The sequence below is a fragment of the Actinoalloteichus hoggarensis genome (genome assembly GCF_002234535.1).
Taxonomy (GTDB): domain Bacteria; phylum Actinomycetota; class Actinomycetes; order Mycobacteriales; family Pseudonocardiaceae; genus Actinoalloteichus_A; species Actinoalloteichus_A hoggarensis.
This window is the reverse complement of the sequence record NZ_CP022521.1, coordinates 6,478,977-6,502,943: the sequence shown is the minus strand read 5'-3', so window position 1 is coordinate 6,502,943 and position 23,967 is coordinate 6,478,977. Positions and strand designations below refer to the sequence as shown.

Sequence of the window (23,967 nt, the reverse complement as noted above, 5' to 3'; positions counted from 1 at the left end):
AGCCGCGACGCCGGATGAGCAAGCGGCAGCGGGCCAGACTGTTCCGCGGCGTGCAGTATCTGGTCTTGATCGCAGCCGTCGTCGCCCTGGTACTGGCGGCCGACTGGGGTCAGATCCGGCGGGCCTTCTTCAACATGGAGGTGGCCGCCAACCTGTTCCCGACCGTGATCACCGTCGCGCTGGGCAACACCATCTTCTACACGGTGCTCGGCTTCGCGCTCGGTCTCGGACTCGGCCTGGTGCTGGCGTTGATGCGGCTCTCCTCGGTGGGGCCCTACCGCTGGATCGCGGGCATCTACATCGAGTTCTTCCGCGGTCTGCCCGCGATGCTGGTCTTCCTCGCCGTCGGCGTCGGCATCCCGTACGCCTTCGACACCCGGCTCGACCGCAACGTCCAGATCATGGTGGCCCTCGGCCTGGTCGGCGCCGCCTACATCGCCGAGACCATCCGCGCAGGCATCCAGGCGGTGCCGAAGGGACAGATCGAGGCGGCCCGATCGCTGGGCATGTCGCCCACCCGGACGATGATCACGGTGGTCATCCCGCAGGCGTTCCGCATCATCCTGCCGCCGCTGACCAACGAGCTGATCCTGCTCACCAAGGACTCCTCGCTGGCCTTCTTCCTCGGCAGCACGCTGGCCCAGCAGGAGTTGGCCCAGTTCGGCCGCGAGGCGCTGAACACCAACCAGAGCATGACCCCGGTGCTGGTGGTCGGGCTGTGTTATCTGATCATCACCATCCCGCTGTCGTTCGTCTCCCGAGGCCTGGAGAAACGATTCGGCAAGGGAGCCGCCAGGAAACCAGGGAAGATCAGCAGGACGCGGACCGGAGGGGCAGCGACATGACGAAGCCCGAGAGCGATGCCACCTCGGGACCCGCCGCCGATCGTGCGGCGCCGGTGATCGAGGTCGGCGACCTGCACAAGTCCTTCGGCGACCTTCAGGTGCTCAAGGGCGTCGACCTGAACGTCCGGCGGGGCGAGGTGGTCTGCGTCATCGGGCCGTCCGGCTCCGGGAAGTCGACGCTGCTGCGCTGCGTGAACCTGTTGGAGCAGCCCAGCGGCGGGCGCATCGTCGTCAACGGCACGGAGCTGACCGACCCCGACTGCGACATCGACGCGGCGCGGACCGGCATCGGCATGGTGTTCCAGCAGTTCAACCTGTTCGCACACCTCTCGGTGCTGGAGAACCTGACCGTCGCCCAGCGCAAGGTCCTTCGCCGCGACAAGGCCGAGGCCGAGAAGATCGCCCGCGCCAACCTCGACCGCGTCGGCCTCTCGGACAAGGCCTCGGCGATGCCCGCCCAGCTCTCCGGCGGCCAGCAGCAGCGTGCCGCGATCGCCAGGGCGTTGTCGATGAATCCGGACGTGATGCTCTTCGACGAGCCCACCTCGGCGCTGGACCCGGAGCTGGTCGGCGACGTCCTCGGCGTGATGCGCGGCCTGGCCGAGGAGGGGATGACCATGCTCGTGGTCACCCACGAGATGCAGTTCGCCCGTGAGGTCGCCGACACGGTGCTGTTCATGGACGGCGGCGTCGTCGTCGAGCAGGGCGATCCCGCGCAGGTCATCGGCGCGCCGAGGGAGACCCGCACGCGGGAGTTCCTGGCGCGGGTGCTGGACCCGACGCACCACGGTCCGCGCGACCCGGCGATCTGAGGTCCCGCTCCCGCGCATCCGGGCGGGCGAGTGTGGTGCCTGCGCTGCCGGGCGGAGCCGGCACCACACTCGCTGGAGTGAATTCGGGCCGGTTCTTCTCGCCCGCCCGCGCCTCGGCCGCCGTGCGCTGTTCGGCCGTTCCGCGCCGATCTTCCCGCTCAGGCCCCCGACCTCCGTCTCCCACTCTGTGGGCGACCGGTCTACTTGCGTGTCAAACGTCCTGGTCGCGGTTCGCGAGCCCTTCGCAGGCTGCTCCTTTCGAGTTAGGGTGCCGGCCGTGAGCACCCCCGATGACGTCGACCCGACCCGGCCCACCACGCCAGACGCGGCCTATCTGCGATCGATGACCGCCGCCACCGCCCGCGCGGTCGCGGCGGCCGAACCGCTCGGCTCGGCGCATGGCGGAGTCGCCGAGAGTGTCCGCGCGGCGATCACGACGGCCTCGACGCAGGCGGGCCCGGACCTGGTGGCGTTGAGCCGGGACCTGCACGCCCACCCCGAGGAGGGGTTCGTCGAGCATCGTTCGGTGCGCGCGGTCGCCGACCTGCTCGCCGCCCACGGCCATCGGGCCGAGGTCGGCGTCGGCGGACTGGACACGGCGCTGCTGGCCACCGGCGGCTCCGGCGACGGCCCGCACGTGGCGGTGCTCGCCGAGTACGACGCGCTGCCCGGCATCGGGCACGGCTGCGGCCACAACGTCATCTGTGCCGCGGGCGTGGGCGGCTTCCTCGGCGCCGCCTCGGCGATCGGCACGCTCGGCGGCCGGGTCTCGCTGATCGGCACGCCCGCCGAGGAGGGCGGCGGCGGCAAGGAGATCCTGGCCAGGCAGGGCGTGTTCGACGACGTCGACGCCGTGATCATGCTGCATCCCTTCACCCACGACCTCGCCATGCATCCGTTCCTGGGCAGGCGTCAGCTGGAGATGATCTTCCACGGGGTCGCCGCGCACGCCTCGGCGCAGCCCTTCATGGGGCGCAACGCCGTGGACGCCGCCGTCGCCGCCTACCAGGGCGTCGCCGCGCTGCGGCAGCACATCCCGCCGGGGGACCGGGTGCACGGCGTCTTCACCGACGGCGGCGCGCGCCCCAACATCGTGCCCGACCGGGCCGCCGTGCTGTTCTATCTGCGCTCCGCCGAGCCCGAGACGCTGCGCGACCTGGCCGCCCGGCTGGAGCGGATCGCCGAGGGCGCCGCCGAGCTCACGGGCTGCGGCGTCGAACTGCGCTGGGACACCCAGCTGCCCTACCTGCCGATCCGACACAACGCCACGCTGGCCGGCCGCTGGGCGGTCAACCAGGAGCCGTGCGGGCGCAGACCGCTGCCGCCCGGTGTGGTGCCCGACTTCCTCACCGGCTCCACCGACCTGGGCAACCTCAGCTTCCGGATGCCCGCCATCCATCCGATGATCGCGGTGTCCGGGCCGACCGGCGCGCTGCACACCACCGACTTCGCCGCCGCCGCGGGCAGCACGGCCGGGGATCAGGCGGTGCTCGACGGCGCGCTCGGACTGGCGCTGACGGCTGCGGACTACCTCGCCGACGCCGAACTGCGTGCCGCCGTGCACGCCGAGTTCGCGGCGGCGGGCGGTGCGATCGACGTGCCCGCGTACTTCGACTGATCTCCGCTCACCTCCTCGACGGTTCACGCCGCGACGGCCTGGCGGTTCGACAGCCTCGGCAGTCGTCGGACCCGTCGCGAGCCGCGCCGGGCACCTGTTCGACCACTGAGTCGGCGAACCGGACGGCTCGGCGGCTCGCCATCAGACAGCCCCCACAGCGCAGCGCAGGAGGTGGCCACGGTGACCGACACCGCGACCTCGGCCAAGGGCAATCGGCTCGATCGAGTGCTGGACTGGATCGAACGGGCAGGCAATCGGCTGCCGGAGCCGTTCATCCTCTTCGTGTTGCTCACCCTCGTCGTCGCCGTCGTGTCGACGGTGATGGCGGGCCTCGACGTCTCGATCCTCATCCCCGGCGAGGCGGAGCCGACGCCGATCCGGGGTGCCTTCACCGGTGAGGGCGTCGAGTTCATGTTCACCGGCCTGGCCGCGAACTTCATCGAGTTCCCGCCCTTGCAGACGGTGGTCACCATCATGCTCGGCGTCGGCCTCGCGGAGCGGACGGGTCTGCTGGCGGCCCTGATCAGGCTGGCCTTCGGCAACGCGCCGAAGCGGCTCCTGCCCTACGCACTGGGCTTCATCGGCGTCACCGGCAGCATCATGTCCGACAGCGCGTTCATCATCATCCCGCCGCTCGCGGCGATGGTCTTCACGGCGGCGGGCAGGCATCCGGTGGCGGGGCTGCTGGGCGGCTTCGCGGCGGCGGGCGCGGGCTACTCGACGTCGATGCTGGTCACCAGCCTGGACGCCTTGTTCTCCGGCATCACCAACGCGGTGGCGGCCACGCTGCCGTTCGCGGGCACCGAGGTCAATCCGGTGTCGAACTACTTCTTCAACCTCGTCTCGGCGATCGTGCTGAGTCTGATCGCGGGCGTCGTCATCGCCAAGGTGGTCGAGCCGGGGCTGGAACGTTCGAACTTCCCCCGCGAGGAGGTCGGCGCCGCGGCGGCCCCGGCTCCCGCCGCGACGCCCGGCCCCGCGTCGGCACCGCGCACCGTGGAGGCGGCCGAGGAGTTGGACGAGTCCCGAACGTCCGGCGCGGGTGAACTGACCGCCGAGGTCTCGGACCTGGAACGTCGCGGCCTGCGGTGGGCGGGCGGCACTTTGCTCGTGCTGACCGCCGCGGTCCTCACACTGGCGTCGGTCCCCGGTTCGCCGCTGCGCAACGAGGACGGCGGATACCTGCCCTCCTCGCCGCTGCTGGGCTCGGTCACCACCCTGGTGTTCCTCGCGTTCTTCGTGCCCGCCCTCGCCTACGGGATGGTCGTGGGCGCGATCCGGCGGGGCGCGGACGTGCCGTTGCTGATGGGGCGGGCGCTCAAGGACCTGTCCGGCTTCATCGTGCTGGCGTTCGTGCTCGGCCAGTTCATCGCCCTGTTCGCGTGGACCAACATCGGCGCCTGGCTCGCGGTCTCGGGCGCGACCCTGTTGGAGGGCATCGGCCTCACCGGGTATCCGGCGGTCTTCGGCTTCATGGTGCTGGCCTCGCTGCTGAACCTGTTCATCATCTCCGGGTCGAGCCTGTGGACGTTGATGGCGAGCGTGTTCGTGCCGATGTTCCTGCTGATCGGCTTCGAACCCGGGTTCACGCAGGCCGCCTTCCGCGTCGGCGACTCCGCCACGCAGGTGATCACGCCGCTCAACCCGTACATGATCGTGCTGCTGACCTTCGTCCGGCGTTACCAGCCCAACGCGGGCCTGGGGACCCTGATCGCGAAGATGCTGCCGTTCGTGGTGCCGTTCTGGGTGTTCTGGGCAGGCATCCTCACGATCTTCTACTTCTTCGACCTGCCGCTGGGGCCGGGGATGGGCGTTCATCTGGCGGACTGATCGCCCGGCCCCGACCGTGCCCGTGCCGGTGCCCTCAGCCTGCGGCGCGAGGGTGCAGCGCCCGTGCGATCAGGTCCTCGGACAGGGCGCGCAGCCTGCGTCGCGCTTCGAGATCGTAGGCCTGCGGGTCGGCACGATCCTCCCGGGTCGTGTTGACGTAACAGCCGCTGAGCTGCCCGAACCGCTCGTCGCCGATCAGCCGCATCGTCGCCTCGACGCCCTCCTCGACGGTGCTGACCGGGGTGACGTTCCAGTCCCGGACCATCGTGGTGTTCATGAACGTCGCCGGATGGATCGCGTTGACGGTGACGCCCCGCTCGCGCAGCTCCTCGGCCAGGTCGAGGGTGAGCATGACCTGAGCGAGCTTGCTCTGCCGGTAGGCGCGGACGCCGCTGTAGGCATCGGTGATCAGCGGGTCATCGAAGTCGATCGCGGACTGCCCCGCCGAGGCGATGTTGACGATGCGGGCAGGCGCCGAGCGCGTGATCAGCGGTATCAGCCTGCGGCTCAGGTGGGCGCCTGCGAGATAGTTCACCGCGAAGCGCAGTTCGATGCCGTCCGGGCTCTCCTGCCGGGTCTCGATGTCCGGGCCCGCGCCGATGCCCGCGTTGTTGACCAGGACGTCCAGTCGGGAGAACCGCCGTTCGAGCTCGGTCGCCAACGAGTCCACCGCCGCCAGGCTCGCGAGATCCGCCAGCACCGTCTCCGTCTTCTCGTTGCCGGTGGCGGCGACGACCTCATCGTGGGCGCGCGCGATGCGCCGGGCGTCCCTGCCGTGCATGACGACTCGGGCACCCGCGGCGGCGAGCCGCTCGGCCAACCGCCTGCCCAGCCCGTCGGTCGCCCCGGTGATGAGCATCGTCTGTTCGTTCATCGGTCGCATGAGCGGTGTCTCTCCCTCGTCGTCGACGGTGGATGGCGTCTGGACCACCCGCGACGTCGGGCGGTCTGGCGAAGAACGACGACATCGCCGCCGCCCGGGTCCTCGATCCTTCCGTCACGGTCCTGCATGAACAATAAGCCGTGAAGATCAACAAGCTGGTGCCGTTGCTCCTGATCGCTCTCGGGGCGTACGCGGTGCTCGTGGACCCGGACTGGGCGTCGGGACTGGTGCTGTGCCTGTTGTCCTGGCTGCGGACGGCGGCCGAGTCGATCGCGACGTTCCTGCACGGCCTCGGGCGGTAGCGCGGTCGGGGAGGCCCGCGGCCGGTCCGAGGACCTCCGTCCACCGCCGCCGAGCCGTGTCGCCGGTGAACCGTGCGGCCGGTGGCCCGTGCCGCCCGGCCGCACCGGGCGGAGTGTCGCGTCGATTCCGGCCGACGACGCCCTTCGGGCGGTCCCGGGCCTCGTAAAGGGCAGGCGGCGGCATGGCGGTGGCACCACCCGTATCGGGGTCCGGCCGGGCGGCGATCCGGCATCGATCGACGAGGGCGTGAGCCTCGCCGGGATGTCGCTCGGTACCGTGTCGAATGGGGACAGTGAAGACCGGGAGGCGAAGGCCGTGTCGCGACGCTTGTCGATGATCGGCGTGGTATCGGCCGCCGCCGTGCTCCTCGGCGCCTGCACTCAGTCGCCCGACGAGCCGACGGACGACGGATCGCGGATCGTTCCGCCGTCCCGCGTCGAGCTGCCGCCCTCCGCCGAACCCGAGATCGCCGACGGCGAGACCGGCGGCCCCGGCGTCGTGCCCGCGGACGGGCTGCCCGCCGCGGGCGACTGCATGGTGCTGGCCGACTTCCGTCCCGTCGACTGCGCGGAGCCGCACACGATGGAGATCGCCGCGGTCGGCGAACTGTCCGCCGACCTCCCCCGGATGCGGCCGGAGGACGACGAGATGCTGCGGCTGACGACGCAGGAGTGCGCCGAGCCGGTGGCCGACTATGTGGGCAGCGGCGACATCGACGCGACGCGGCTGCACCCCTGGACGGTGTGGCCCTCGCAGGACGGCTGGGCCAAGGACGAACGGTGGCTGGTCTGCGGCCTCGCCGAGCTGGGCTCCGACCTGGTGCCCGTCAGCCGCACGGGATCGGTACGCGACGCGCTGGTCGGCGAGCCGTTCTACGACTTCCAGGCCTGCCTGCCCGACTCCGCGGCCGAGACCGACGAGCTGCGCTACGTCCCCTGCGACGAGCCGCATCGCGCCGAGGCGCTGCCCGGCGTGCTGCCGCTGCCGGGCGGTCCGAACGATCCGATGCCCGGCGCAGAGGAGATCGAGGAGATCGCCGCGCCGCACTGTGAACAGGCTCGGGCGGCGTATCTGGGTGGCGACCGGCGGGACGACATCGCGCTGAGCTGGCGGGTTCCCGAGCCTGCCGACTGGCGGCGCGGCGCGAACACGGTCGTCTGTTACGTGTCGACGGTCGAGGAGGTCGGCGGACGGCTGCTGGGCATCGGGGACCGTCCGCTGCCGGAGTGATCTCCTCCGGGCCACTCCGGCAGGTCCTCAGGCGGGCTGAGCCCGCCGATCTCGTCTCTCGTCGGAGCGGTCAGATCATCGTCTCGCCGCTCGTCACGGCGTCAGGCGAACCCGTTGTGCGGCCTCGAGCGAGCCGTCGTCCGCCGTCGTCCGCGCCTCCGATTCCTCGTCGAGCCGCTCCGCGCTCTCAGCGTGCGGACGCAGCGAACCGGTGAGCACGGTCAGCAGCACCGCCCCCGTCGCCAGCGCCGTCATCGCGATTCCCGCATACATCGTCATCCACCCCCGGTCTCCCAGATGTGATCTACGTTACTAGGACGCGCGGGGGGTGGGGCGGGTTCCCAGGAGGAGACCGCGTGTCGAGAGGCTGCTCCGTTTCGGTGGGATGCCCCCTCGACGCGAGGACGGGTGGTCGCCGCGGCGACGCGGGGAATCGCCGTCGGCTCCGGCGTCGGCGAGCGGTGGGTGTCTCCCGGTGCCGCGTGTTCGGACGGACACGCCGTCGCGCAGGGCCACCCGCCCCCCCACGCCGGAGAAGACGTCGGTCCGGCGGCCGGTTCGCGGGGAGGCCGCCCCCGGCCTGTCCGAGTCGCCGGGCTCGAGCCTGGCGCCACGGACGGCGACCGTGCCCCGCCCCCGGCATGGCCGCCGTCGGCGCCTGGTGGCACGGGATCGAGTCGGCCGAGCCGGGGCGGACGGCGCTGGATCGCCCGTCGCCCGCCCCGCCCGTCGCTCAGCCGAGCCGCTGCCGCAGCGCGGCCAGCTCGTCGCGCATCGTGCTCGGCAGCGCGGGCCCGATGGTGTCGAACCACTCCTCGATCAGCGGCAGCTCGGCTCGCCACTCCTCGGCGTCGACGGCCAGCGCCGCCTCGACGTCCGCCTGCCGCACGTCCAGGCCGCTCAGATCGAGGGCGTCGGCGCCGGGGACCAGACCCACGGCGGTCTCGGCCGCCGTCGCGTCTCCGTCGAGCCGCTCGACGATCCACTTGAGCACGCGGGAGTTCTCGCCGAATCCGGGCCACAGGAACCGGCCGTCCTCGCCGCGGCGGAACCAGTTCACGTAGAAGATCGACGGCAGGGCGCCGGCGTCGGCCTGCTTGCCGAGATCGACCCAGTGCTGGAAGTAGTCGCCCGCGTTGTAGCCGATGAAGGGCAGCATGGCCATCGGGTCGCGCCGTACCTGCCCGACCGCGCCGGTCGCCGCCGCGGTCTTCTCACTCGACAGCGTGGCGCCGAGGAACACGCCGTGCTGCCAGTCCCGTGCCTGCGCCACCAGCGGAACGGTGGTGGCCCGCCTGCCGCCGAACAGGATCGCCGAGATCGGGACGCCCTGCGGATCGTCCCACTCGGGGGCGAGCACCGGACACTGGTTCATCGGAGTGCAGTACCGCGAGTTGGGGTGCGCGGCCGGTTCACCCGCCTCGCCGTCGGCAGGCGTCCAGTCCTGTCGCTTCCACGAGGTCAGGTTCTCCGGGGAGCCCTCCATCCCCTCCCACCAGACGTCGCCGTCCGCGGTCCTGGCCACGTTGGTGAAGATGGAGTTGCCCCGTTCCAGGGTCCGCATCGCGTTGGGGTTGGTCTTCCAGTTGGTGCCCGGCGCCACCCCGAAGAAGCCGTTCTCCGGATTGACGGCGTACAGCCTGCCGTCCTTGCCGAACCGCATCCACGCGATGTCGTCGCCGAGGGTCTCCACTCGCCACCCGGGAATGGTCGGCTCGAGCATGGCGAGGTTCGTCTTCCCGCAGGCGGAGGGGAAGGCGGCCGCCACGTAGTGCACCTTGTCGGTCGGGGACGTGAGCTTGAGGATCAACATGTGCTCGGCAAGCCAGCCCTCCTCCCTGGCCAGGGACGAGGCGATCCGCAGCGAGTAGCACTTCTTTCCCAGCAGCGCGTTGCCGCCGTAGCCGGAACCGAAGCTCCAGATCGTCTTCTCCTCCGGGAAATGGGTGATGTACTTGGTCTCGTTACACGGCCACGGCACATCCTCGACGCCCTCGTCCAGCGGCGCGCCGACGGAATGCAGACAAGGAACGAAATCGGCGTCCGAACCCATCCGGTCGATTACTCGGCGACCCACCCTGGTCATGATGTGCATGGAGACGACCACGTATTCCGAGTCGGTGATCTCCACCCCGAACATGGGTTTGTCGGCGTCCAACGGCCCCATGCAGAACGGGATGACGTACATTGTCCGACCGCGCATCGAGCCGCGGTACAGATCGGTCATCACGGACTTCATCTCGGCGGGATCCCGCCAGTTGTTCGTGGCCCCCGCGTCGGCCTCGTCCCGAGAGCAGATGAAGGTCCGCTCCTCCACCCGCGCGACGTCGTCCGGATCGGAGGCGCACCAGAACGAGTTCGGCCGCCTCGGCAGCGGGACGAACGTTCCGGCGTCGACGAGTCGCCCGGTCAGGCGATCCCATTCCTGCTGCGTGCCGTCGCACCACACCACCTCGTCGGGGCTGGTCAGCTCGGCTACCTCGTGCACCCACGAGAGCAGCCTCTCGTGGGTGGTCGGTGCGTGATCGAGGCCGGGGATCGCCAATGCGGTCATCGTCTCGTCTCCTGACTGGGCGGCGGCCCTAGGGGAGTCGCCTCGTCGGCGCCGGGGTGACGTCACCATTCAGCGGGAATGGCTCGGTCCGCCCGATGCGATCGACGGGCGTGGGAAAAAGGGATGTCGTCGAGGCTAGCGCTCGTGACCAACACCGCTCTACGAGAACGCTGTCACATCGCTCACACGACCGATCAGGTTATCGATTCAGCACTCCAGTGGGTCACGTGTGTGGGAACAATGCAGAAATATGAAAGACCCCGTATCCCGACATCGGGATACGGGGTCTTTCGGGGCGAGTGGCGGCTCAGCCCCACGCCGCCTGCGCGTCGGCGTCCGGCCCCGCGTCCGCGGAGTCGGGGCGGCCGAAGGCGGCGGAGACGTCGTAGGAGCGCGCGGCCGCGACGTTCGTCTCGGCCTCGTCCGCGTCGTCGGCCCAGGCGTCGTCCGCCCAGGCCGCATCGTCGGAGACCGCCGAGGAGAAGGAGCCGCCCCTGCCGCCGGCCTCCTCGCCGACCCCGGGCCCCGCTCCGTCGCCCGGCCCGAAGCCGGGGTCCGGTACGAAGTCGCCCTGGGAGTCGATCCGGCCGGACTCGGTGACGATCCATTCGCCGTCGCCCGTGTGTTCGGAGACGACCACCGTGCCGTCGGCACGGAACTCGGCGATCAGGTCGGCCTCTCCGTCGCCGTTCACGTCGCTGACCACCAGGATCGTGCCGTCCTCGCCCACGATCGTCGCGGTGTCGGGCACGCCGTCGCCGTCGAGGTCCTCGGTGGGCGGGCCCGCCTCGACGGGACCGTGCGGCGTCTCGACGATCATCGGCGCCCCGTCGCCGGTCAGCACGTCGGAGTCGTCACCGGTCTGGTGCTGGTCACCGACCTCGTCGACGCCCGTGCCGCCGATCGCGTCATCGAGGTCGGTGCTCACCCAGTCGCCGGTCGACTCGTCGTAGCCCGCGGCCGACGTCGCCTCGCCGTTCTCGTCGAGCTTGACCAGCAGGTCGGCGTCTCCGTCACCGTCGACATCGGTGAAGACGGCATACCCCTCGTCCGACTCGATGACGATCGAGTCGTTGATGCCGTCGCCGTTCATGTCGTAGTCGGCCTCGGCGGTGTACTCCTCGCCGTCCACGGTGACCTTGAGTTCGGTGTCGGTCGTCGCTGTCGTGTCGGCTGAGCCGCCCGCGTCCTCGATGTACACAACGTCCCCTCATCCTGGTTTCCGCGAACCGCTCGCTGGCGCGCACTGTGTCGACGTTCTCGGGTTGGACTCGACAGGGGGTCGGTCGGTTCCGCGCCCTCGGCAGGTCGTTTTCGTCGCCGCAGGTACGGCGCCTGTGACGCCGTTCGACGCGAGCCTAGACACGGGTGGCGTCGCCGGTCCAGGCCGGCGACGCCGATCGACGGGGCGTCGTACCGGGCCGACACGGGTCTTCAGTCATCGACCCGCAGGCCGCTGAGCAGCCGCTCCAATGACCGGTTCGCGGCAGCGAGGTCACGGGCGGGGTCGTCGGACCGTGCGATCCACAGCGCCGCCTCGTTCATCGCTCCGGAGAGCAGCCGCGCGAGCGGTTCGACGGGCGTCGCCTCGATCACGCCGTGTTCGACGAGCGTGGCCAGTGCTTCGGTGAGCTGCGCCGCCGAGGTGGCCTCGTCGAGCAGACGCCACTCGTGCCAGCCGAGCACGGCGGGCCCGTCGACGAGCAGGATGCGTCGTCTGCCGGGATCGGAGGCCGCGGTCAGGAAGGCGCGACAGCCCGCGCGGAGCCGGTCCCACGGAGTCGCCTCGGCATCGGCGACGGTCGAGACCTCGGAGGCGACCTCGTGCGCGATGTCGTCGACCACCGCGTGGAAGAGGCCGGCCTTGCTGCCGAAATGGTGATAGAGCGCGCCCTTGGTGAGGCCCGCGGCCGCGGCGATCTCGGTGAGCCCGACGGCGTGGTAGCCGCGCTCGGCGAACAGCTCGCGGCCGAGGGTGATCAGGAGACGGCGGGTCTCCTCCCGTTGTCGGGCCTTGCTGCCGTGGGGACTCATCGTCGCCGCCCTTCGCCGGAACACCGTTGACATACCGAGGGTACGGGACTAGTTTCCAACACCATACCTACCGAAGGTATGTATCTGAGAGGTGTGAATCTCATGGCGCTGACCAGCTTCTATCCCGTCCTCTGCACCCATGACATCCCGACGGCGCACGCCTTCTACACCCGATGGCTCGGCTTCGAGACGACCTTCGACTCGGACTGGTACGTGAGCCTGCGTCGAATCGACGCGCCGCATCAGGAGTTGGCGCTCCTCGACCCCCGGCACTCCTCCGTCCCCGAAGGACATCGCGAGTCGGTGCGCGGCGTGCTGCTGAACCTCGAGGTCACCGATGTCGACGCCGAACACGATCGGCTGGTGACCGAGGGCGGCCTTGCGCCGATCCTGTCGCTGCGCAACGAGCAGTTCGGGCAGCGGCACTTCATCATCGAGGCGCCGGACGGGGTGTTGATCGACGTCATCACGCCCATCCCGCCGTCGGAGTCCTTCCGCGCCCAGTACCGCGATCAGCCGAGCTGACGGCGTTCGGCACGTCCGTCCGCGGTTTCGTGGGCGTCGAACCCGGCCGCGAGCGGCAGGCGGTGTGCGCGGTCGCGCCGGATCGGCCCGGGGTCATCGTGTTCGCGCGTCGGCCGCGCGCGCTCGGGCGTCGGCGAGATCGGCGGCCGTGGGCGCGTCGTCCTGTGTGCGGCCCGCCCGCCAGTACCCGGCGAACTCGACGGCCGAGCCTGCCATGCCACGTTCGGCGACCAGGTGTCCGCGCATCCCGCGTGCCACGGCGGCCTCCGCGGCGAGCCAGGCGACCGTCCGCTCCGGCGGGAACTCGGCGGCGCGCAGCGCGTCGAGCAGCGACCCGCCCGTGCCCGGTGGGGTCTCCCCCCGGTGCAGCCACCGCACGGTCACCTCGCCGTGCGTCTCGAAGCGCTGCTCCTCGGCCCGGTCGGCGACCTCGATCAAGGCAAGCGCGCGGGTGCGGGCGGGCAGGGTCTCGATCAGTGTGCCGATGCCGGGCAGCGCCGACTCGTCGCCCGCGAGCAGGAGCAGCCCGCCGGCGGCGATCGACGCGCTGAGGGGACGGGACCGGGCGAAGATCGGTGACGGACCCACCATGCCGACGACGTCGCCGACTCGGGCGTCTCGGGCCCACCGGGTCGCGGGCCCGGCGTCGGAGCGAAGGGCGAAGTCGACGTCGATCACGCCCTCGTCCGCGCGATGCGCGCGAACGGTGTAGCCGCGCATCCGGGGACGCTCATGCTCCGGCATCGCCAGGTACTCCCGGTACCAGGGCAGCGGATCGCCGTCCGGCGTCGGCGCCGGCAGCCGGGGCACGGCCGCGCCCGTCGGGGGAAAGCACAGTTTCACCTGCTGGTCCGGGATGAACGCGAAGTCGGCGAGGTCCGGGCCGCCGAAGGTGATGCGGCAGGTCATCGGGGTCGGTCGCCGACGGCCGACGACCTCGATCAGCCGGACTGGAAGTGCTGTCATGGACGCCCTCTCGCTCGAACCCGCCGGAGGTGGTCGCCGTTCGCGAGAATACTTTACGCCGTAAAGAGATCCAAGGTCGGCGCCACCTTCACACGACGCTGCGGAAGACGGCACCTTCGAGGGCGGCATTCCCGGAGATCGGCCGGACCACGCGGTGCCACCGCGCCGTCGTCGGGCGCCGAGCGCGCACCCGCGCAGCTCGACAGCCGCCCCCGCCTCGTCGACGGTGCCGCGTGAGACGGGAGGACCGCGATCGCCGAGCGCCGCGGACCTGCCGGGTCAGGCCCGCGCGCGGACCTCGCGGATCCGCCGCAGCAGCTCCTCCACCCGGTCTCGACCCGCCGTCACCTCGGCGAGTCGACGGTTCGCGGTCTGCAGCTCACGCTTGCGCTCGGCGACGTCCATCCGCAGCGCCTTCTCCACTTCGCGCAGCTCCTCCTCGATCGCCGCGATCCGGCGGGCCAGCGCATCGTCCAAGGCCAGCGACAACTGAAGCTCCGCCTCGATGAGCTGCTCGGAGATGAGCTGATCCAGCGTCGACCGGGACTCCGCGATGGCCTCGGTCAGCCACTGCTTCACGTGCTGCTTGTCGGCGGTGTGCTTCCTCGTCTTGCCGATCCACCAGCCCGCGCCGAGGCCCAGCACGATGGCCGGGACCGCGAGCAGCGGCGCCGCGATGGCCAACGGCGCCAACGGAAGGGTGGCCAGCTTGCCCGCGCCCAGGCCACCGGAGAGACCCATGAACACGAGCAGCCGATCCTCCGCGGTCGCCGGCCGCTTCTCCGGGAGCCGGACGACCACCGGCGGTCGGGTGGCCCTGGCGACCTGGTTCCGCAGCACCGCCAGCTCGTCGGCGGAGAACAGTTCGGACAGGGAGGTGTCCGCGACCCTGGCGAGCCGCTCGCTGAGCATTCCGCTGATGCGCGAGGACAACATCTGCAACGCGGCGTCCACATGGTGCGGCAGCTCGACGAGCTTGTCCTTGTCCGCCACGTCGATGGCCTTGCGGAACCAGGACTGGAGATCGCGCACCTGCCTGCCGACGTCGTGAGCGCATTCGACCCGGGCCCGATTGATCTCACCGCGCAGCCGCAGCTGCCAGCCCCGGTTGTTCGCCCGCCGCTCGCCCGCGAGCTCGTCGCGCCGGGCCCGCAGCACCTCGGCCTCGTCCTCCCCGACGGTCAACGCCCGCTGCTCGGCCGCGAACCGGACCACCAGGGCGTTCAGCGAACTCGACAGCGCCCGCATCGTGTTGGCCTCGCCGAGCATGTTCGCCCGCCCGCCGACCAGCTGCGACAGCGACTCGGCGAGCTGGCCGACGCCGGACCGCTCCCGCAGCATCCCGCCCGCGCTCTCGTTCGGCGCCTGCGCGGCGAGCTGGAACATCCGTGCCGACACCGGGTGGAACTCCGTGTCGGCGAACCTCGGCGCGTGCTCGGCGAGCAGTGCCCGATTCGCCTCCAGGATCTGCCGCCAGCCCCGGTACTGGTCTGTCTTGGTGAGCGCGAACAACACCGTCTCGACCCGGTCCGACACGGAGGTGAGGAACGCCAGCTCGCCCTGGGTGAACGGCGCCGAGGCGTCCACCACGAACAGCAGGGCCGTGGCGTTGGCGGCGGCCTCCGCGGCCAGCTCGCCGTGTATCTCGCTGAGCCCGCCGACACCGGGGGTGTCGACCACCCGGAGGTTGCTCAGCAGCGGAACCGGCCCGTCCACCTCCACGTAGCGCGGCGGCAGCGCACCCGCGGGCAGCTCGTGGGTCGCCGACGCCCAGGACGGGATCGACTCCATGGTGATGTCGACGGGCTCGGCGCCGACGCCGTAGCAGGCCCGCGCGGACCACTGCTCGCCGTGACCGAAGGCGAGGTAGACGGCCGTCGCCACCTCGGCGTCGACCGGCGAGAGACCCTGCCGACCCAGCAGGGCGTTCACCAGTGAGCTCTTGCCCCGATTGGTCTCGCCGACGACGACGACCGACGGGGTGGCGACCTTGCTCGCCCGGACCTTCTCCACCCAGTCGGCCGACTCCGGGTCGAGGTCGGTGAGCAGCTCCACGAGTCGCTCCCGGGTCTGACGGACCAGCTTCGGCAGCGGCAGCTTCTTGGTGCCCTCGGTGGTCATCGCTCGGCACGCGGGGTGTAGACGATCACCACGGGCGGGCGCAGCTGCGTGCCGCGGTCCGCGAAGCCGACGACCTCCGTCTCGGCCACCGTGCCCGCCAGCGTGGGGGAGTCCGGGGTGACGACCCCGCCCGCCTCGTGGTGGGCCGGGTCGAACGGTTCGCCGTCCGGACGCAGCGCCGTGACGCCGACCGAGGCCAGCCCCTCCTCCAGACGTTCCGCGACGCCCGCGCTGCGTGCACGATCCAGCGCGTAGAGGCAGAGTCGGATCAGTTCTCGACGCTCGCGGAGTGCCTGCTCGAACAGATCGGCGTCGATGCCTGCCACCACGGACGGCTCCGGTGCGGCCGGCGGATCAGCATGAGAGCCCACGTCGGGATTCGACGGACGCCACCAGGCCCCGGTTCCCACCGCTTTCCTCGCCGCCGCGGCGCTCGCGGACCGCGACGTCTCGCCGCGGGGCCGTCGAACAGCGGTGGAGCCGAGGACGCGGATCGGCCCGCCCCGGTCGGCATGCTCCGTCACGACCGGCTCGGCGACGTCCACGGCGACGGCGCCCCGGGGGCGCCGCCCGGACACGGGCGCCGTACCCTCGCCGGGGCCGTTCAGCGCGCCCCCTCCCGCAGCTGCTGCCAGATCAGGAAGTACGCCCGGTGCACGACGTGCGCGATCCGGCTCTGCGCGGGAGTGGCGCCGAACGAGGCGAACGACCGCCACCAGCCTGCTCGCTCCAAGGCGTAGGCGGCCCATTCCGCAGGCGGCCTGCCGACCATCCCGAGCTGCTCCCCGACCGAGGACGTGCTGCCCACGCGCAGCACCTCCTCCGCGAGGTCCTCCGGCATGGACACCGCCCCCGCCGCCACCAGCGTCAGGGCCTCCAGCAGCCGGAGCTGGTGGGCCTCCGGCTTGGCGAGCAGCACCTCGATGGCGTCGTGCACCCGCTGCCGCTCGCCGGGATCACCAGAGGCATGCGCCAACGCGCTCACCGAGGCCATCGCCGCCGCCGCCTTGATGCCGTCGGCGCGTGCCCGGAACAGGCTGTCCAGCCTGCCGCGCACCGCGGCCAGACCGGAGGAGTCCAACAGTTCCCGACGCAGCGCACCGGCGGTGATGTCGGGCCTGCGGGTGACGGCACGCACCCCGCAGCGGATGCCGTAGAGGTCGAGCCGTTCCAGCAGTCGTGCTCGGTCGGCGGCGGGCACCTCGCACTCCCAGGTGGTGAAGAGGTCGGCGGAGATCAGCATCGTCTCCAGCGTCGCCTCATCCAGGTCGGCGAGCCTGCGCAGCGCGTCGGCGTCGGCGGAGGTGAAGCCGCCCGCCTCCGAGGTCTCCGCCAGCAGCCCGATGACCGGCAGCACGTCGGCGACCCTCGGCTTGAGACTGCCCGCCTGTCGTTCGGAGAGCAGCGTGGCGGCCCGCCAGAGATCCCCGTCCGAGCCCGTGACCGAATCCGGCTCGATGGTGTCGGCCTTGTTCAGTACCGCGATGGCGTTCACCGGTCCTGCCTCCCGGCTCGCCGTCGCCGCGGTGAACGCCGCCAACGCCTGCTCGTCGTCGGCGCGGACGGACTGCGTGAGCACGTAGAGCACCGCCTCGGCACCCGCGACCGCATTGCGGGACACCGGGTCCAGCTCGCCCACGGGCTGATCCGGGCCTCGGGTCGCATCGACGTCGTCGGGTGTCGTCCGGGACTCCGTCCGCCCGCTGACGGGCTGCTCGACGGTCGCCGATTCGTCGCCCCCGTCCCGCCGGGCGCCCAGCAGCTCCTCGGTGCGCTTCACCGAGGCCGCGTCGAGCGAACCGAGGCCGGGGGTGTCGATGACGGTGAGATCACGCAGCACGGCGTTGGTGAGGAAGGCCTCGATATGCGAGACCGCGTCGATGTCCACGCCCAGCGAAGCCGGGATCATCCCGTCGGCGTCGAAGGGCAGCACCTGCTTGCCGCCGTCGGTGAACACGACCTCGATGCGGTCGACGGTCCCGTATTGGAACCGGGTGACCAGCCGGGTGCACTCCCCGACGTCGGTGGGCGCGACCCGGCGGCCGATCAGGGCGTTGACCAGTGTCGACTTGCCCGATTTGATCCGACCCGCCACCGCGAGCTGAAGCGGGGCGTCCAGCCTGCGCAGCACCTCGCGGAAGCCCGCGGCGGTGCGCGGGCTCACCTGCGGCTGGAGCCGGTGGCACAGACTGGCGACGGCGGCGGACAGCGGCCCGGTCACGGGTCCTCGTCCGCCTGCTGCCGCCACCCCTGACCCCTCGCGCCGTCCTACACCGTCGACCCACTGTGACCAGATGGTGTCATGACCGAGAGTGTCGTCTCGACCCGCCGGGGCCCGGGGGGTCCGACGGGCAGGCTCAGAACGCCCCTTCCGGCAGGTCCATCAGTGCGTTGTCGGTCGTCTCCAGGCTGCGCCTGCGGGCCGACAGCTCCGGGAGGACCGTCGTGGCGAAGAACCGCGCGGCGGCGACCTTGCCCTCGTAGAACAGCCGGTCCTTCTCGCCGGGGTCGGCGTCGAGCGCGGCCGTGGCGATCTCCGACTGCCGCAGCAGCGTCCAGCCGATGAGCAGGTCGCCCGCGCTCATCAGCAGCCGAACCGTGTTCTGGCCGACCTTGTGGATGTTGGCCTGATCCTCCTGGGCGGAGGTGAGGAAGCCGACCATCGACCCGAGCATGCCCTGGAAGTCCTCCAGCGCCTGCTTGAGCAGTTCCCGCTCCTCCTTCAACCTGCCGTTGCCGGACTCGGCCGCCAGGAAGGTCTGGATCTCGGTGGCGACGTGCAGCAGAGCCTGGCCGTTGTCGCGGATGATCTTCCGGAAGAAGAAGTCCATCGACTGGATCGCCGTGGTGCCCTCGTAGAGGCTGTCGATCTTGGCGTCCCGGATGTACTGCTCGATCGGGTAGTCCTGGAGATAGCCGGAGCCGCCGAGCGTCTGCAACGACAGCGTCAGCATCTCGTAGGCGCGTTCGGAGCCGACGCCCTTGACGATCGGCAGCAGCAGGTTGTTGACCCGCTCGAGCAACGACACGTCCTCGCCCGCCGCCTTACCGGCCAGGATCCGATCCTGGAAGCTCGCCGTGTAGAGGTAGAGCCCGCGCATGCCCTCCGCGTAGGCCTTCTGCAGCATGAGCAGCCTGCGGACGTCGGCGTGCCGGGTGATCGGAACCCGGGGCGCGTTCTTGTTCGTCATCTGCGGGAGGTCGGCGCCCTGCACCCGCTCCTTGGCGTAGTCCAGCGCGTTCAGGTAGCCGGTGGACAGCGTGCCGATGGCCTTGGTGCCGACCATCATCCGGGCGTACTCGATGACCTGGAACATCTGGGCGATGCCGTCGTGCACCTCGCCGAGCAGCCAGCCCTTGGCGGGCACGCCGTTCTGCCCGAAGGTCAGCTCGCAGGTGGCGGAGGCGTTGAGTCCCATCTTGTGCTCGACGCCGGTGACGAAGGCGCCGTTGCGCTCACCGAGCTCGCCCGCCTCGTCGAAGTGGAACTTCGGCACCAGGAACAGGCTGAGGCCCTTGGTGCCGGGCCGAGCCTCGATGCCGGGGCCCTCCGGCCGGGCCAGCACCAGGTGCATGATGTTCTCGGTCAGGTCGTGGTCGCCGGAGGTGATGAAGCGCTTGACGCCCTCCAGGTGCCAGGAGCCGTCCTCCTGCGCGACGGCCTTGGTGCGACCCGCGCCGACGTCCGAGCCCGCGTCGGGCTCGGTGAGGACCATGGTGGCGCCCCAGCCCTTGTCGATCATCAGCTGAGCCCACTTCCGCTGCTCCTCCGTGCCGCTCCGCGAGATGACCGTCGCGAAGTTCGGGCCCGCCAGGTACATGTACGTGGCGGGGTTCGAGCCGAGGATCAGCTCGGAGGCGGCCCACTGCACGGTCGGGGGGATGCCGTAGCCGCCCAGCTCGACGGGCAGGCTCAGGCGGTACCACTCGCCGTCCCACAGCGCTCGGTACGCCGCCTTGAAGGATTCGGGGAGCGTGACCGAGTGCGTCGCGGGGTCGAAGGTGGTGCCCAGGCGGTCGGCCTCGGCGAAGGACTCCGCCAGCGGGCCGGACGCGAGCTTCTCCAACTCGGCGAGGACGCCTCTGGCGGTCTCCTCGTCGGCTTGGTCGAAGGGCCCGGTGCCGAGGCTCTCCTGCACGCCCAGGACCTCGAAGAGGTTGAACTCCAGGTCCCGGAGGTTGCTCTTGTAGTGACCCATCGTGTGCTCCCCGCGTCGTGCCGTGTGCAGCGGACGTATCCCCTACCGGTCGGTAACAACACTATATTACCCGCTGGTAACCATCGGCAAGACAAGTCACGATGATCGAGGTGGACGCGCCGGCCCGAGGCGGCCGTCCGGCGCCGTCGAACAGGCGCCGCGATCCGACCCGAGCCTCCGATTCGGGCGACCGGACCGAGGGGGCGGCCGTCGGCCGACACGTCCCCGCTGCGGAGTCGTTATGCGAACGACGCTGTCCCGTCCGTAGATCAACTGCGACAATCCATTCCGATGAGCACCGACAGCGGGCGTCCGCTCTACTACCTGGTCGGCACCACCGGCTTCCCCAACTACGGAGACGAGATCATCGCCGCCACCTGGCTGCGGTATCTCGCCCAGACGGCGCCGGACGCCGAGGTGTGGCTCGACTGCCCGAGCCCCGGCCCGGCACAGGTCATGCTCGGCGACCTGCACCCGAGGGTCCGGTTCACCGACACCCTGTGGCGGTTGTGCTGGGAGGCTCCGACCGACGAGCCGTGGGGCGTCGCCGACTTCGCCCAACGCTGCGTGGACTTCCCCGGCATCGCCCCCCGCTGGGTGGCAGGCGTCGAACTGCTCGCCCGCGCCGACGTCGTGCACATCATCGGCGGCGGCTACGTGAACCGCATCTGGCCGAGACACGTCGGGCTGCTCGCGGGCGCGGTCGCCGCCGTGCGTCGGTCCGGCGGACGCGCGGCGATGACCGGCATCGGCCTGTACCCCGCGCCCAGCCACTGCGAGCCCCTGCTGCGTGAGCTCTCCCAGCGTTTCGAGGTCGTCGACGTCCGCGACGCCCCGTCGGCCGAGATGCTCAGCAAGACCGTGTCCGTCACCCACTCCTGTGACGACGTCTTCTTCGGGCTCGGCCCGCAGCTCTACCGGCAGGACGACGACGTCCGTGAGGTCATGGTCTGCATGCAGTCCGACCTCGTGGAACTCGGCGTGCCGCGCTTGGCGGGCTTCGTGCTGGACACTCTACGCGACTGGGGCGTCGACTCCTCGCGGCTGGGCGTGGTGGAGTGCATCCCGCGCGTCGATCGCGAGGTGTTCTCCCTCATCGAGCACGAACTGCCCGACGCCCGCTTCTATCCCCTCTCCGAGTTGATGGACACCGGCCTGCCCGCCGCGCCGGGCCAGACCTGGATCTCCAGTCGTTTCCACCCGCATCTGATCGCCTCGGCGGTGGGCGCCAGCGGCATCGCCGTGAGCGTCAGTCCCGACTACTACGCCACCAAGCACCGCTCGCTGATCGACTTGGGCAGCGGCTGGACGATGGTGGAGGACGTCACCGAGACGCCCGCACGTCCCACGGACGGCGGTTACAGCCCGGAGGCCCTGCGCGAGTATCGAATGCGCAAGGACCAGGTCGCTCGCCAGGTGTACGCGCCCTGATCGTCACCCCATCTGCTCCAGGGTCTTGCCCTTCGTCTCCGGCACGAACTTGAGCACGAAGAAGAACGACAGCACGGCGAACGTCGTGTACATGCCGTAGGCGAAGGTGAGACTGAACTCGGCGAGGCTGGGGAAGCTCATCGACACCACCCAGTTCGACAGCCACTGGGCCGCGGCGGCGACCGACAACGCCGCCGCGCGGATGCGGTTGGGGAACATCTCGCCGAGCAGCACCCACACCAGCGGGCCCCACGACGCCGCGAAGAAGAACACGAAGGCGTTGGCGGCGACGAAGGCGATCTGCCCCTGCGGGTCGGGCAGCACCGTGGCGCCGTCGACGACCTCGGAGTAGCCGAAGCACCAGGCGGCGACGCCCAACGAGGCCGACATCCCGATGGAGCCCGCGAACAGGATCGGCCTGCGTCCGACCTTGTCGATCAGAGCGATGGCCAGGAACGTGCCGAGGATGTTCACCACGGCGCTGACCACGCTGTTCAGCAACGCGGCGTCCTCGCCGATTCCCACCGACTGCCACAGCGTGGCCGAGTAGTAGAAGATGACGTTGATGCCGACGAACTGTTGCAGCATGGACAGGGCGATGCCCGCCCACACGATCGGCAGCAGAACCCGCCGCCCGCCGAGCAGATGTCGCAGCCTTGGTTTCGGCTCGTGTTCCAAGGACCGGCGAATTTCACCCAGACGTTCCTCTGCCGCGCCTGGTTCAATCCGATCGAGTACCTCACGGGCCTCGGTGAATCGATTCTTCGTCACCAGATGGCGTGGTGTCTCGGGAATTCGAGAGACAAGTATCCCAAAAATGATCGCGGGAACGACGGCGATTCCCAGCATCCATTGCCAGGCGCTGAACGGGCCCAGCTGATTCGCGCTTCCCCCCGCCACGGCGACGATCCCGTAGTTCAACAGCTGCGCGCCCGCGATCCCGACGACCATCCCGAGCTGTTGCAGCGAACCGAACCTGCCGCGGTAGGCGGCGGGCGAGACCTCCGCGATGTAGGCGGGACCGGTGACCGACGCGAGCCCGATGCCCAGGCCGCAGACGATCCGCCAGAACACCAGGTCGACGGCCGAGAAGGGCATCGCGGCGGCCAGTGCTCCGACGGCGTAGAGCAGGGCGGCGACCTGCATCGTCCTGACCCGGCCGAACCGGTCGGCCAGCGAACCCGCGAACCAGGCGCCGAAGGCGCAACCGATCAGCGCCGAGGACACGACGAGTCCGGTGGCCCCCGCGCCGATGGAGAATCGATCCTGAACGCCGGTGATCGCGCTGTTGATCACCGCTGTATCGAATCCGAACAGGAAACCGCCCAACGCCGCACTTCCCGCGATGAGCGCGACATACAGCAGCCGGTCGGACCCGGGTGGTAGAGCCGCACCTGTCGAGTGCGAAGTCGTATATGAACCTGTTTCCACCATCGAGACGTCACCTCCAATGGATCAGACGAACTCCTGGCCGAAGTTACGGTCTGAACTTGATGTCAGATGAGCGTCGAAAGGCAAGATCAGCCGATCGGTTTTACCGTGAGAGTGAGGCAGCGGCCGCCGGGGCGGAGGACAGCATGACGGCTGGGGAGTCGGAGCCACCCGAGAGCGGCAGCGGGCTCACCGTGGTGATCGCGCTGCTGGCGAACGCGGGGATCGCGGTGCTCAAGGCGTTCGCGGGGCTGGTCACGGGATCGGCGGCTCTCTTCGCCGAGGCGGCCCACTCGGTGGCCGACACGATCACGGAGATCCTGTTGCTGACGGCACTCCGACGCTCCCGAAGACCCGCAGACCGGCTACACCCGTTCGGGTATGGCAAGGAGCGATACTTCTGGTCGCTGATGGCGGCGGTCAGCATCTTCGCCTCCGGCTCCGTCCTCGCGATCGCGGAAGGCATCCGCGCGCTGACCGACGAGGCCCGTGAGCAGGCGAGCCCCGAGGTGGCGTACGTGGTGCTCGGGCTGGCCTTCGTGCTGGAGAGCGTCTCGTGGCTGCGGGCGGTCCGGCAGCTCCGTTCCGAGGCGGCCGAGGAGCGAACGCCGTTCTTCCGTTACCTGCGCTCGGTCGACGATCCGACGGCCAAGACGGTGCTGTTGGAGGACAGCGCCGCGCTGATCGGGCTGACCTTGGCGTTCCTCGGCGTCGGGCTGCACCAGATCACCGGCTCGTCCGTCTGGGACGCCTCGGCCTCCCTGGCCATCGGCGCGCTGCTCGCCGTCGTCGCCTACGTTCTCGGGCGCAGCAATCTCGATCTGTTGATCGGGCGGCAGGCCTCCCGCAGGCTGATCGATCGAATCAGACGCAGGCTCGGCGAAGTGCCGGAGATCGACGTCGTGGTGGACCTGCTCACCATGAGCACGGGGGCCGACCGGGTGCTGCTGTGCGTGCGCGTGGACTTCGTCGACGACCTGTCGGTGGCCGAACTGGAACGGGCCTGCGTGCGCGTCGACGGGGAGCTGCGCGCGGAGTTCGCCGAACTCGACGAGATCTTCCTGGAGCCGGTCCCGCGCACCGACGAGGAGCTCCGCTCCAGGGTCTTGGCCCGATACGGACGTATCACCTGACGGGTGCCGGGCGAGAAGGCCGTCCGTCTCGGGGCGAACCGCCGCGATCCCG

General features: G+C 70.4%; 20 protein-coding genes. 9 read left to right on the top strand and 11 right to left on the bottom strand.

The features are described from left to right. Window positions 1-14 precede the first annotated feature (14 nt). The 4 genes from AHOG_RS27730 (at window position 15) to AHOG_RS27715 (ending at window position 5,105) form a co-directional block, all read left to right on the top strand. Window positions 15-845, top strand: coding sequence for an amino acid ABC transporter permease (locus AHOG_RS27730; protein ID WP_093944880.1), 831 nt, complete (start codon window positions 15-17; stop codon window positions 843-845). Beyond that, the gene (locus AHOG_RS27725; protein ID WP_093943934.1) at window positions 842-1,657 is read left to right on the top strand and encodes an amino acid ABC transporter ATP-binding protein; all 816 of its coding nucleotides are present in this window, start codon (window positions 842-844) and stop codon (window positions 1,655-1,657) included. The genes AHOG_RS27730 and AHOG_RS27725 overlap by 4 nt, the downstream gene beginning before the upstream one ends. Before the next feature lie 343 nt (window positions 1,658-2,000). After that, window positions 2,001-3,275, top strand: a complete 1,275-nt coding sequence (locus AHOG_RS27720) for a M20 family metallopeptidase (RefSeq protein WP_093944879.1) — start codon at window positions 2,001-2,003, stop codon at window positions 3,273-3,275. Between the two features lie 180 nt (window positions 3,276-3,455). Then, the gene (locus AHOG_RS27715) at window positions 3,456-5,105 is read left to right on the top strand and encodes an AbgT family transporter (protein ID WP_157737080.1); all 1,650 of its coding nucleotides are present in this window, start codon (window positions 3,456-3,458) and stop codon (window positions 5,103-5,105) included. Between the two features lie 34 nt (window positions 5,106-5,139). On the opposite strand, the gene AHOG_RS27710 is transcribed toward AHOG_RS27715, so the two are convergent. Then, window positions 5,140-5,979 carry an SDR family NAD(P)-dependent oxidoreductase gene (locus AHOG_RS27710; RefSeq protein ID WP_311770186.1) on the bottom strand — a complete coding sequence of 280 codons (840 nt, stop codon included), beginning with the start codon at window positions 5,977-5,979 and terminating at the stop codon, window positions 5,140-5,142. A 149-nt stretch (window positions 5,980-6,128) separates the two neighbouring features. Between AHOG_RS27710 and AHOG_RS28965 the strand changes: the two genes are divergently transcribed. Continuing rightward, window positions 6,129-6,290, top strand: a complete 162-nt coding sequence (locus tag AHOG_RS28965; protein ID WP_157737079.1) for a hypothetical protein — start codon at window positions 6,129-6,131, stop codon at window positions 6,288-6,290. Window positions 6,291-6,606: 316 nt separating this feature from the next. Next, a complete protein-coding gene (locus AHOG_RS27705) occupies window positions 6,607-7,521 on the top strand; it encodes a septum formation family protein (RefSeq protein WP_157737078.1) in 915 nt (304 codons plus the stop codon). Between the two features lie 93 nt (window positions 7,522-7,614). On the opposite strand, the gene AHOG_RS28960 is transcribed toward AHOG_RS27705, so the two are convergent. The 4 genes from AHOG_RS28960 to AHOG_RS27690 all read right to left on the bottom strand — a co-directional run bounded on the left by AHOG_RS28960 (window position 7,615) and on the right by AHOG_RS27690 (window position 12,109). After that, window positions 7,615-7,800, bottom strand: coding sequence for a hypothetical protein (locus tag AHOG_RS28960; RefSeq protein ID WP_157737077.1), 186 nt, complete (start codon window positions 7,798-7,800; stop codon window positions 7,615-7,617). Window positions 7,801-8,254: 454 nt separating this feature from the next. Beyond that, window positions 8,255-10,075: a phosphoenolpyruvate carboxykinase (GTP) gene (locus AHOG_RS27700; RefSeq protein WP_093943931.1), complete on the bottom strand. Its 1,821-nt coding sequence runs from the start codon at window positions 10,073-10,075 to the stop codon at window positions 8,255-8,257. Between the two features lie 307 nt (window positions 10,076-10,382). Then, window positions 10,383-11,276, bottom strand: coding sequence for a DUF6802 family protein (locus tag AHOG_RS27695; RefSeq protein WP_093943930.1), 894 nt, complete (start codon window positions 11,274-11,276; stop codon window positions 10,383-10,385). Window positions 11,277-11,509: 233 nt separating this feature from the next. Continuing rightward, window positions 11,510-12,109 carry a TetR/AcrR family transcriptional regulator gene (locus AHOG_RS27690; RefSeq protein ID WP_093943929.1) on the bottom strand — a complete coding sequence of 200 codons (600 nt, stop codon included), beginning with the start codon at window positions 12,107-12,109 and terminating at the stop codon, window positions 11,510-11,512. A 102-nt stretch (window positions 12,110-12,211) separates the two neighbouring features. Between AHOG_RS27690 and AHOG_RS27685 the strand changes: the two genes are divergently transcribed. Next, window positions 12,212-12,634, top strand: a complete 423-nt coding sequence (locus AHOG_RS27685; RefSeq protein WP_093944877.1) for a VOC family protein — start codon at window positions 12,212-12,214, stop codon at window positions 12,632-12,634. 93 nt (window positions 12,635-12,727) lie between these two features. Here AHOG_RS27685 and AHOG_RS27680 read toward each other — a convergent pair whose 3' ends face one another. The 5 genes from AHOG_RS27680 to AHOG_RS27660 form a co-directional block, all read right to left on the bottom strand. Next, the gene (locus tag AHOG_RS27680) at window positions 12,728-13,600 is read right to left on the bottom strand and encodes a siderophore-interacting protein (protein ID WP_093943928.1); all 873 of its coding nucleotides are present in this window, start codon (window positions 13,598-13,600) and stop codon (window positions 12,728-12,730) included. 279 nt (window positions 13,601-13,879) lie between these two features. Next, the gene (locus AHOG_RS27675; protein WP_093943927.1) at window positions 13,880-15,721 is read right to left on the bottom strand and encodes a dynamin family protein; all 1,842 of its coding nucleotides are present in this window, start codon (window positions 15,719-15,721) and stop codon (window positions 13,880-13,882) included. Continuing rightward, window positions 15,718-16,092 carry a nucleotide exchange factor GrpE gene (gene grpE, locus AHOG_RS27670; RefSeq protein ID WP_376700079.1) on the bottom strand — a complete coding sequence of 125 codons (375 nt, stop codon included), beginning with the start codon at window positions 16,090-16,092 and terminating at the stop codon, window positions 15,718-15,720. The genes AHOG_RS27675 and grpE overlap by 4 nt, the downstream gene beginning before the upstream one ends. 233 nt (window positions 16,093-16,325) lie before the next feature. Continuing rightward, window positions 16,326-17,942, bottom strand: a complete 1,617-nt coding sequence (locus AHOG_RS27665) for a dynamin family protein (protein WP_245856485.1) — start codon at window positions 17,940-17,942, stop codon at window positions 16,326-16,328. 136 nt (window positions 17,943-18,078) lie between these two features. Continuing rightward, on the bottom strand, window positions 18,079-19,920 hold the full coding sequence (locus tag AHOG_RS27660) for an acyl-CoA dehydrogenase (protein ID WP_093943925.1): 1,842 nt from the start codon (window positions 19,918-19,920) through the stop codon (window positions 18,079-18,081). A gap of 291 nt (window positions 19,921-20,211) precedes the next feature. Between AHOG_RS27660 and AHOG_RS27655 the strand changes: the two genes are divergently transcribed. Beyond that, window positions 20,212-21,351 carry a polysaccharide pyruvyl transferase family protein gene (locus AHOG_RS27655; RefSeq protein WP_093943924.1) on the top strand — a complete coding sequence of 380 codons (1,140 nt, stop codon included), beginning with the start codon at window positions 20,212-20,214 and terminating at the stop codon, window positions 21,349-21,351. Window positions 21,352-21,354: 3 nt separating this feature from the next. On the opposite strand, the gene AHOG_RS27650 is transcribed toward AHOG_RS27655, so the two are convergent. Further along, entirely contained in the window at window positions 21,355-22,785 is a 1,431-nt protein-coding gene (locus AHOG_RS27650) for a sugar porter family MFS transporter (RefSeq protein ID WP_093943923.1), read from the bottom strand. Between the two features lie 143 nt (window positions 22,786-22,928). Here AHOG_RS27650 and AHOG_RS27645 point away from each other — a divergent pair, with 143 nt between their 5' ends. After that, window positions 22,929-23,915, top strand: a complete 987-nt coding sequence (locus AHOG_RS27645) for a cation diffusion facilitator family transporter (RefSeq protein WP_093943922.1) — start codon at window positions 22,929-22,931, stop codon at window positions 23,913-23,915. Window positions 23,916-23,967 lie beyond the last annotated feature (52 nt).

Excerpts from the sequence above, each read along its gene's own strand:
- AHOG_RS27725 (WP_093943934.1), top strand. The coding sequence starts at position 842 with ATGACGAAGCCCGAGAGCGATGCCACCTCGGGACCCGCCGCCGATCGT.
- AHOG_RS27690 (WP_093943929.1), bottom strand. The coding sequence starts at position 12,109 with ATGAGTCCCCACGGCAGCAAGGCCCGACAACGGGAGGAGACCCGCCGT.
- AHOG_RS27645 (WP_093943922.1), top strand. The coding sequence starts at position 22,929 with ATGACGGCTGGGGAGTCGGAGCCACCCGAGAGCGGCAGCGGGCTCACC.
- AHOG_RS27660 (WP_093943925.1), bottom strand. The coding sequence starts at position 19,920 with ATGGGTCACTACAAGAGCAACCTCCGGGACCTGGAGTTCAACCTCTTC.
- AHOG_RS28960 (WP_157737077.1), bottom strand. The coding sequence starts at position 7,800 with ATGACGATGTATGCGGGAATCGCGATGACGGCGCTGGCGACGGGGGCG.
- AHOG_RS27700 (WP_093943931.1), bottom strand. The coding sequence starts at position 10,075 with ATGACCGCATTGGCGATCCCCGGCCTCGATCACGCACCGACCACCCAC.
- AHOG_RS27685 (WP_093944877.1), top strand. The coding sequence starts at position 12,212 with ATGGCGCTGACCAGCTTCTATCCCGTCCTCTGCACCCATGACATCCCG.
- AHOG_RS27650 (WP_093943923.1), bottom strand. The coding sequence starts at position 22,785 with ATGGTGGAAACAGGTTCATATACGACTTCGCACTCGACAGGTGCGGCT.
- AHOG_RS27675 (WP_093943927.1), bottom strand. The coding sequence starts at position 15,721 with ATGACCACCGAGGGCACCAAGAAGCTGCCGCTGCCGAAGCTGGTCCGT.
- AHOG_RS27680 (WP_093943928.1), bottom strand. The coding sequence starts at position 13,600 with ATGACAGCACTTCCAGTCCGGCTGATCGAGGTCGTCGGCCGTCGGCGA.
- AHOG_RS27655 (WP_093943924.1), top strand. The coding sequence starts at position 20,212 with ATGAGCACCGACAGCGGGCGTCCGCTCTACTACCTGGTCGGCACCACC.
- AHOG_RS27730 (WP_093944880.1), top strand. The coding sequence starts at position 15 with ATGAGCAAGCGGCAGCGGGCCAGACTGTTCCGCGGCGTGCAGTATCTG.
- AHOG_RS27720 (WP_093944879.1), top strand. The coding sequence starts at position 2,001 with ATGACCGCCGCCACCGCCCGCGCGGTCGCGGCGGCCGAACCGCTCGGC.
- AHOG_RS27710 (WP_311770186.1), bottom strand. The coding sequence starts at position 5,979 with ATGAACGAACAGACGATGCTCATCACCGGGGCGACCGACGGGCTGGGC.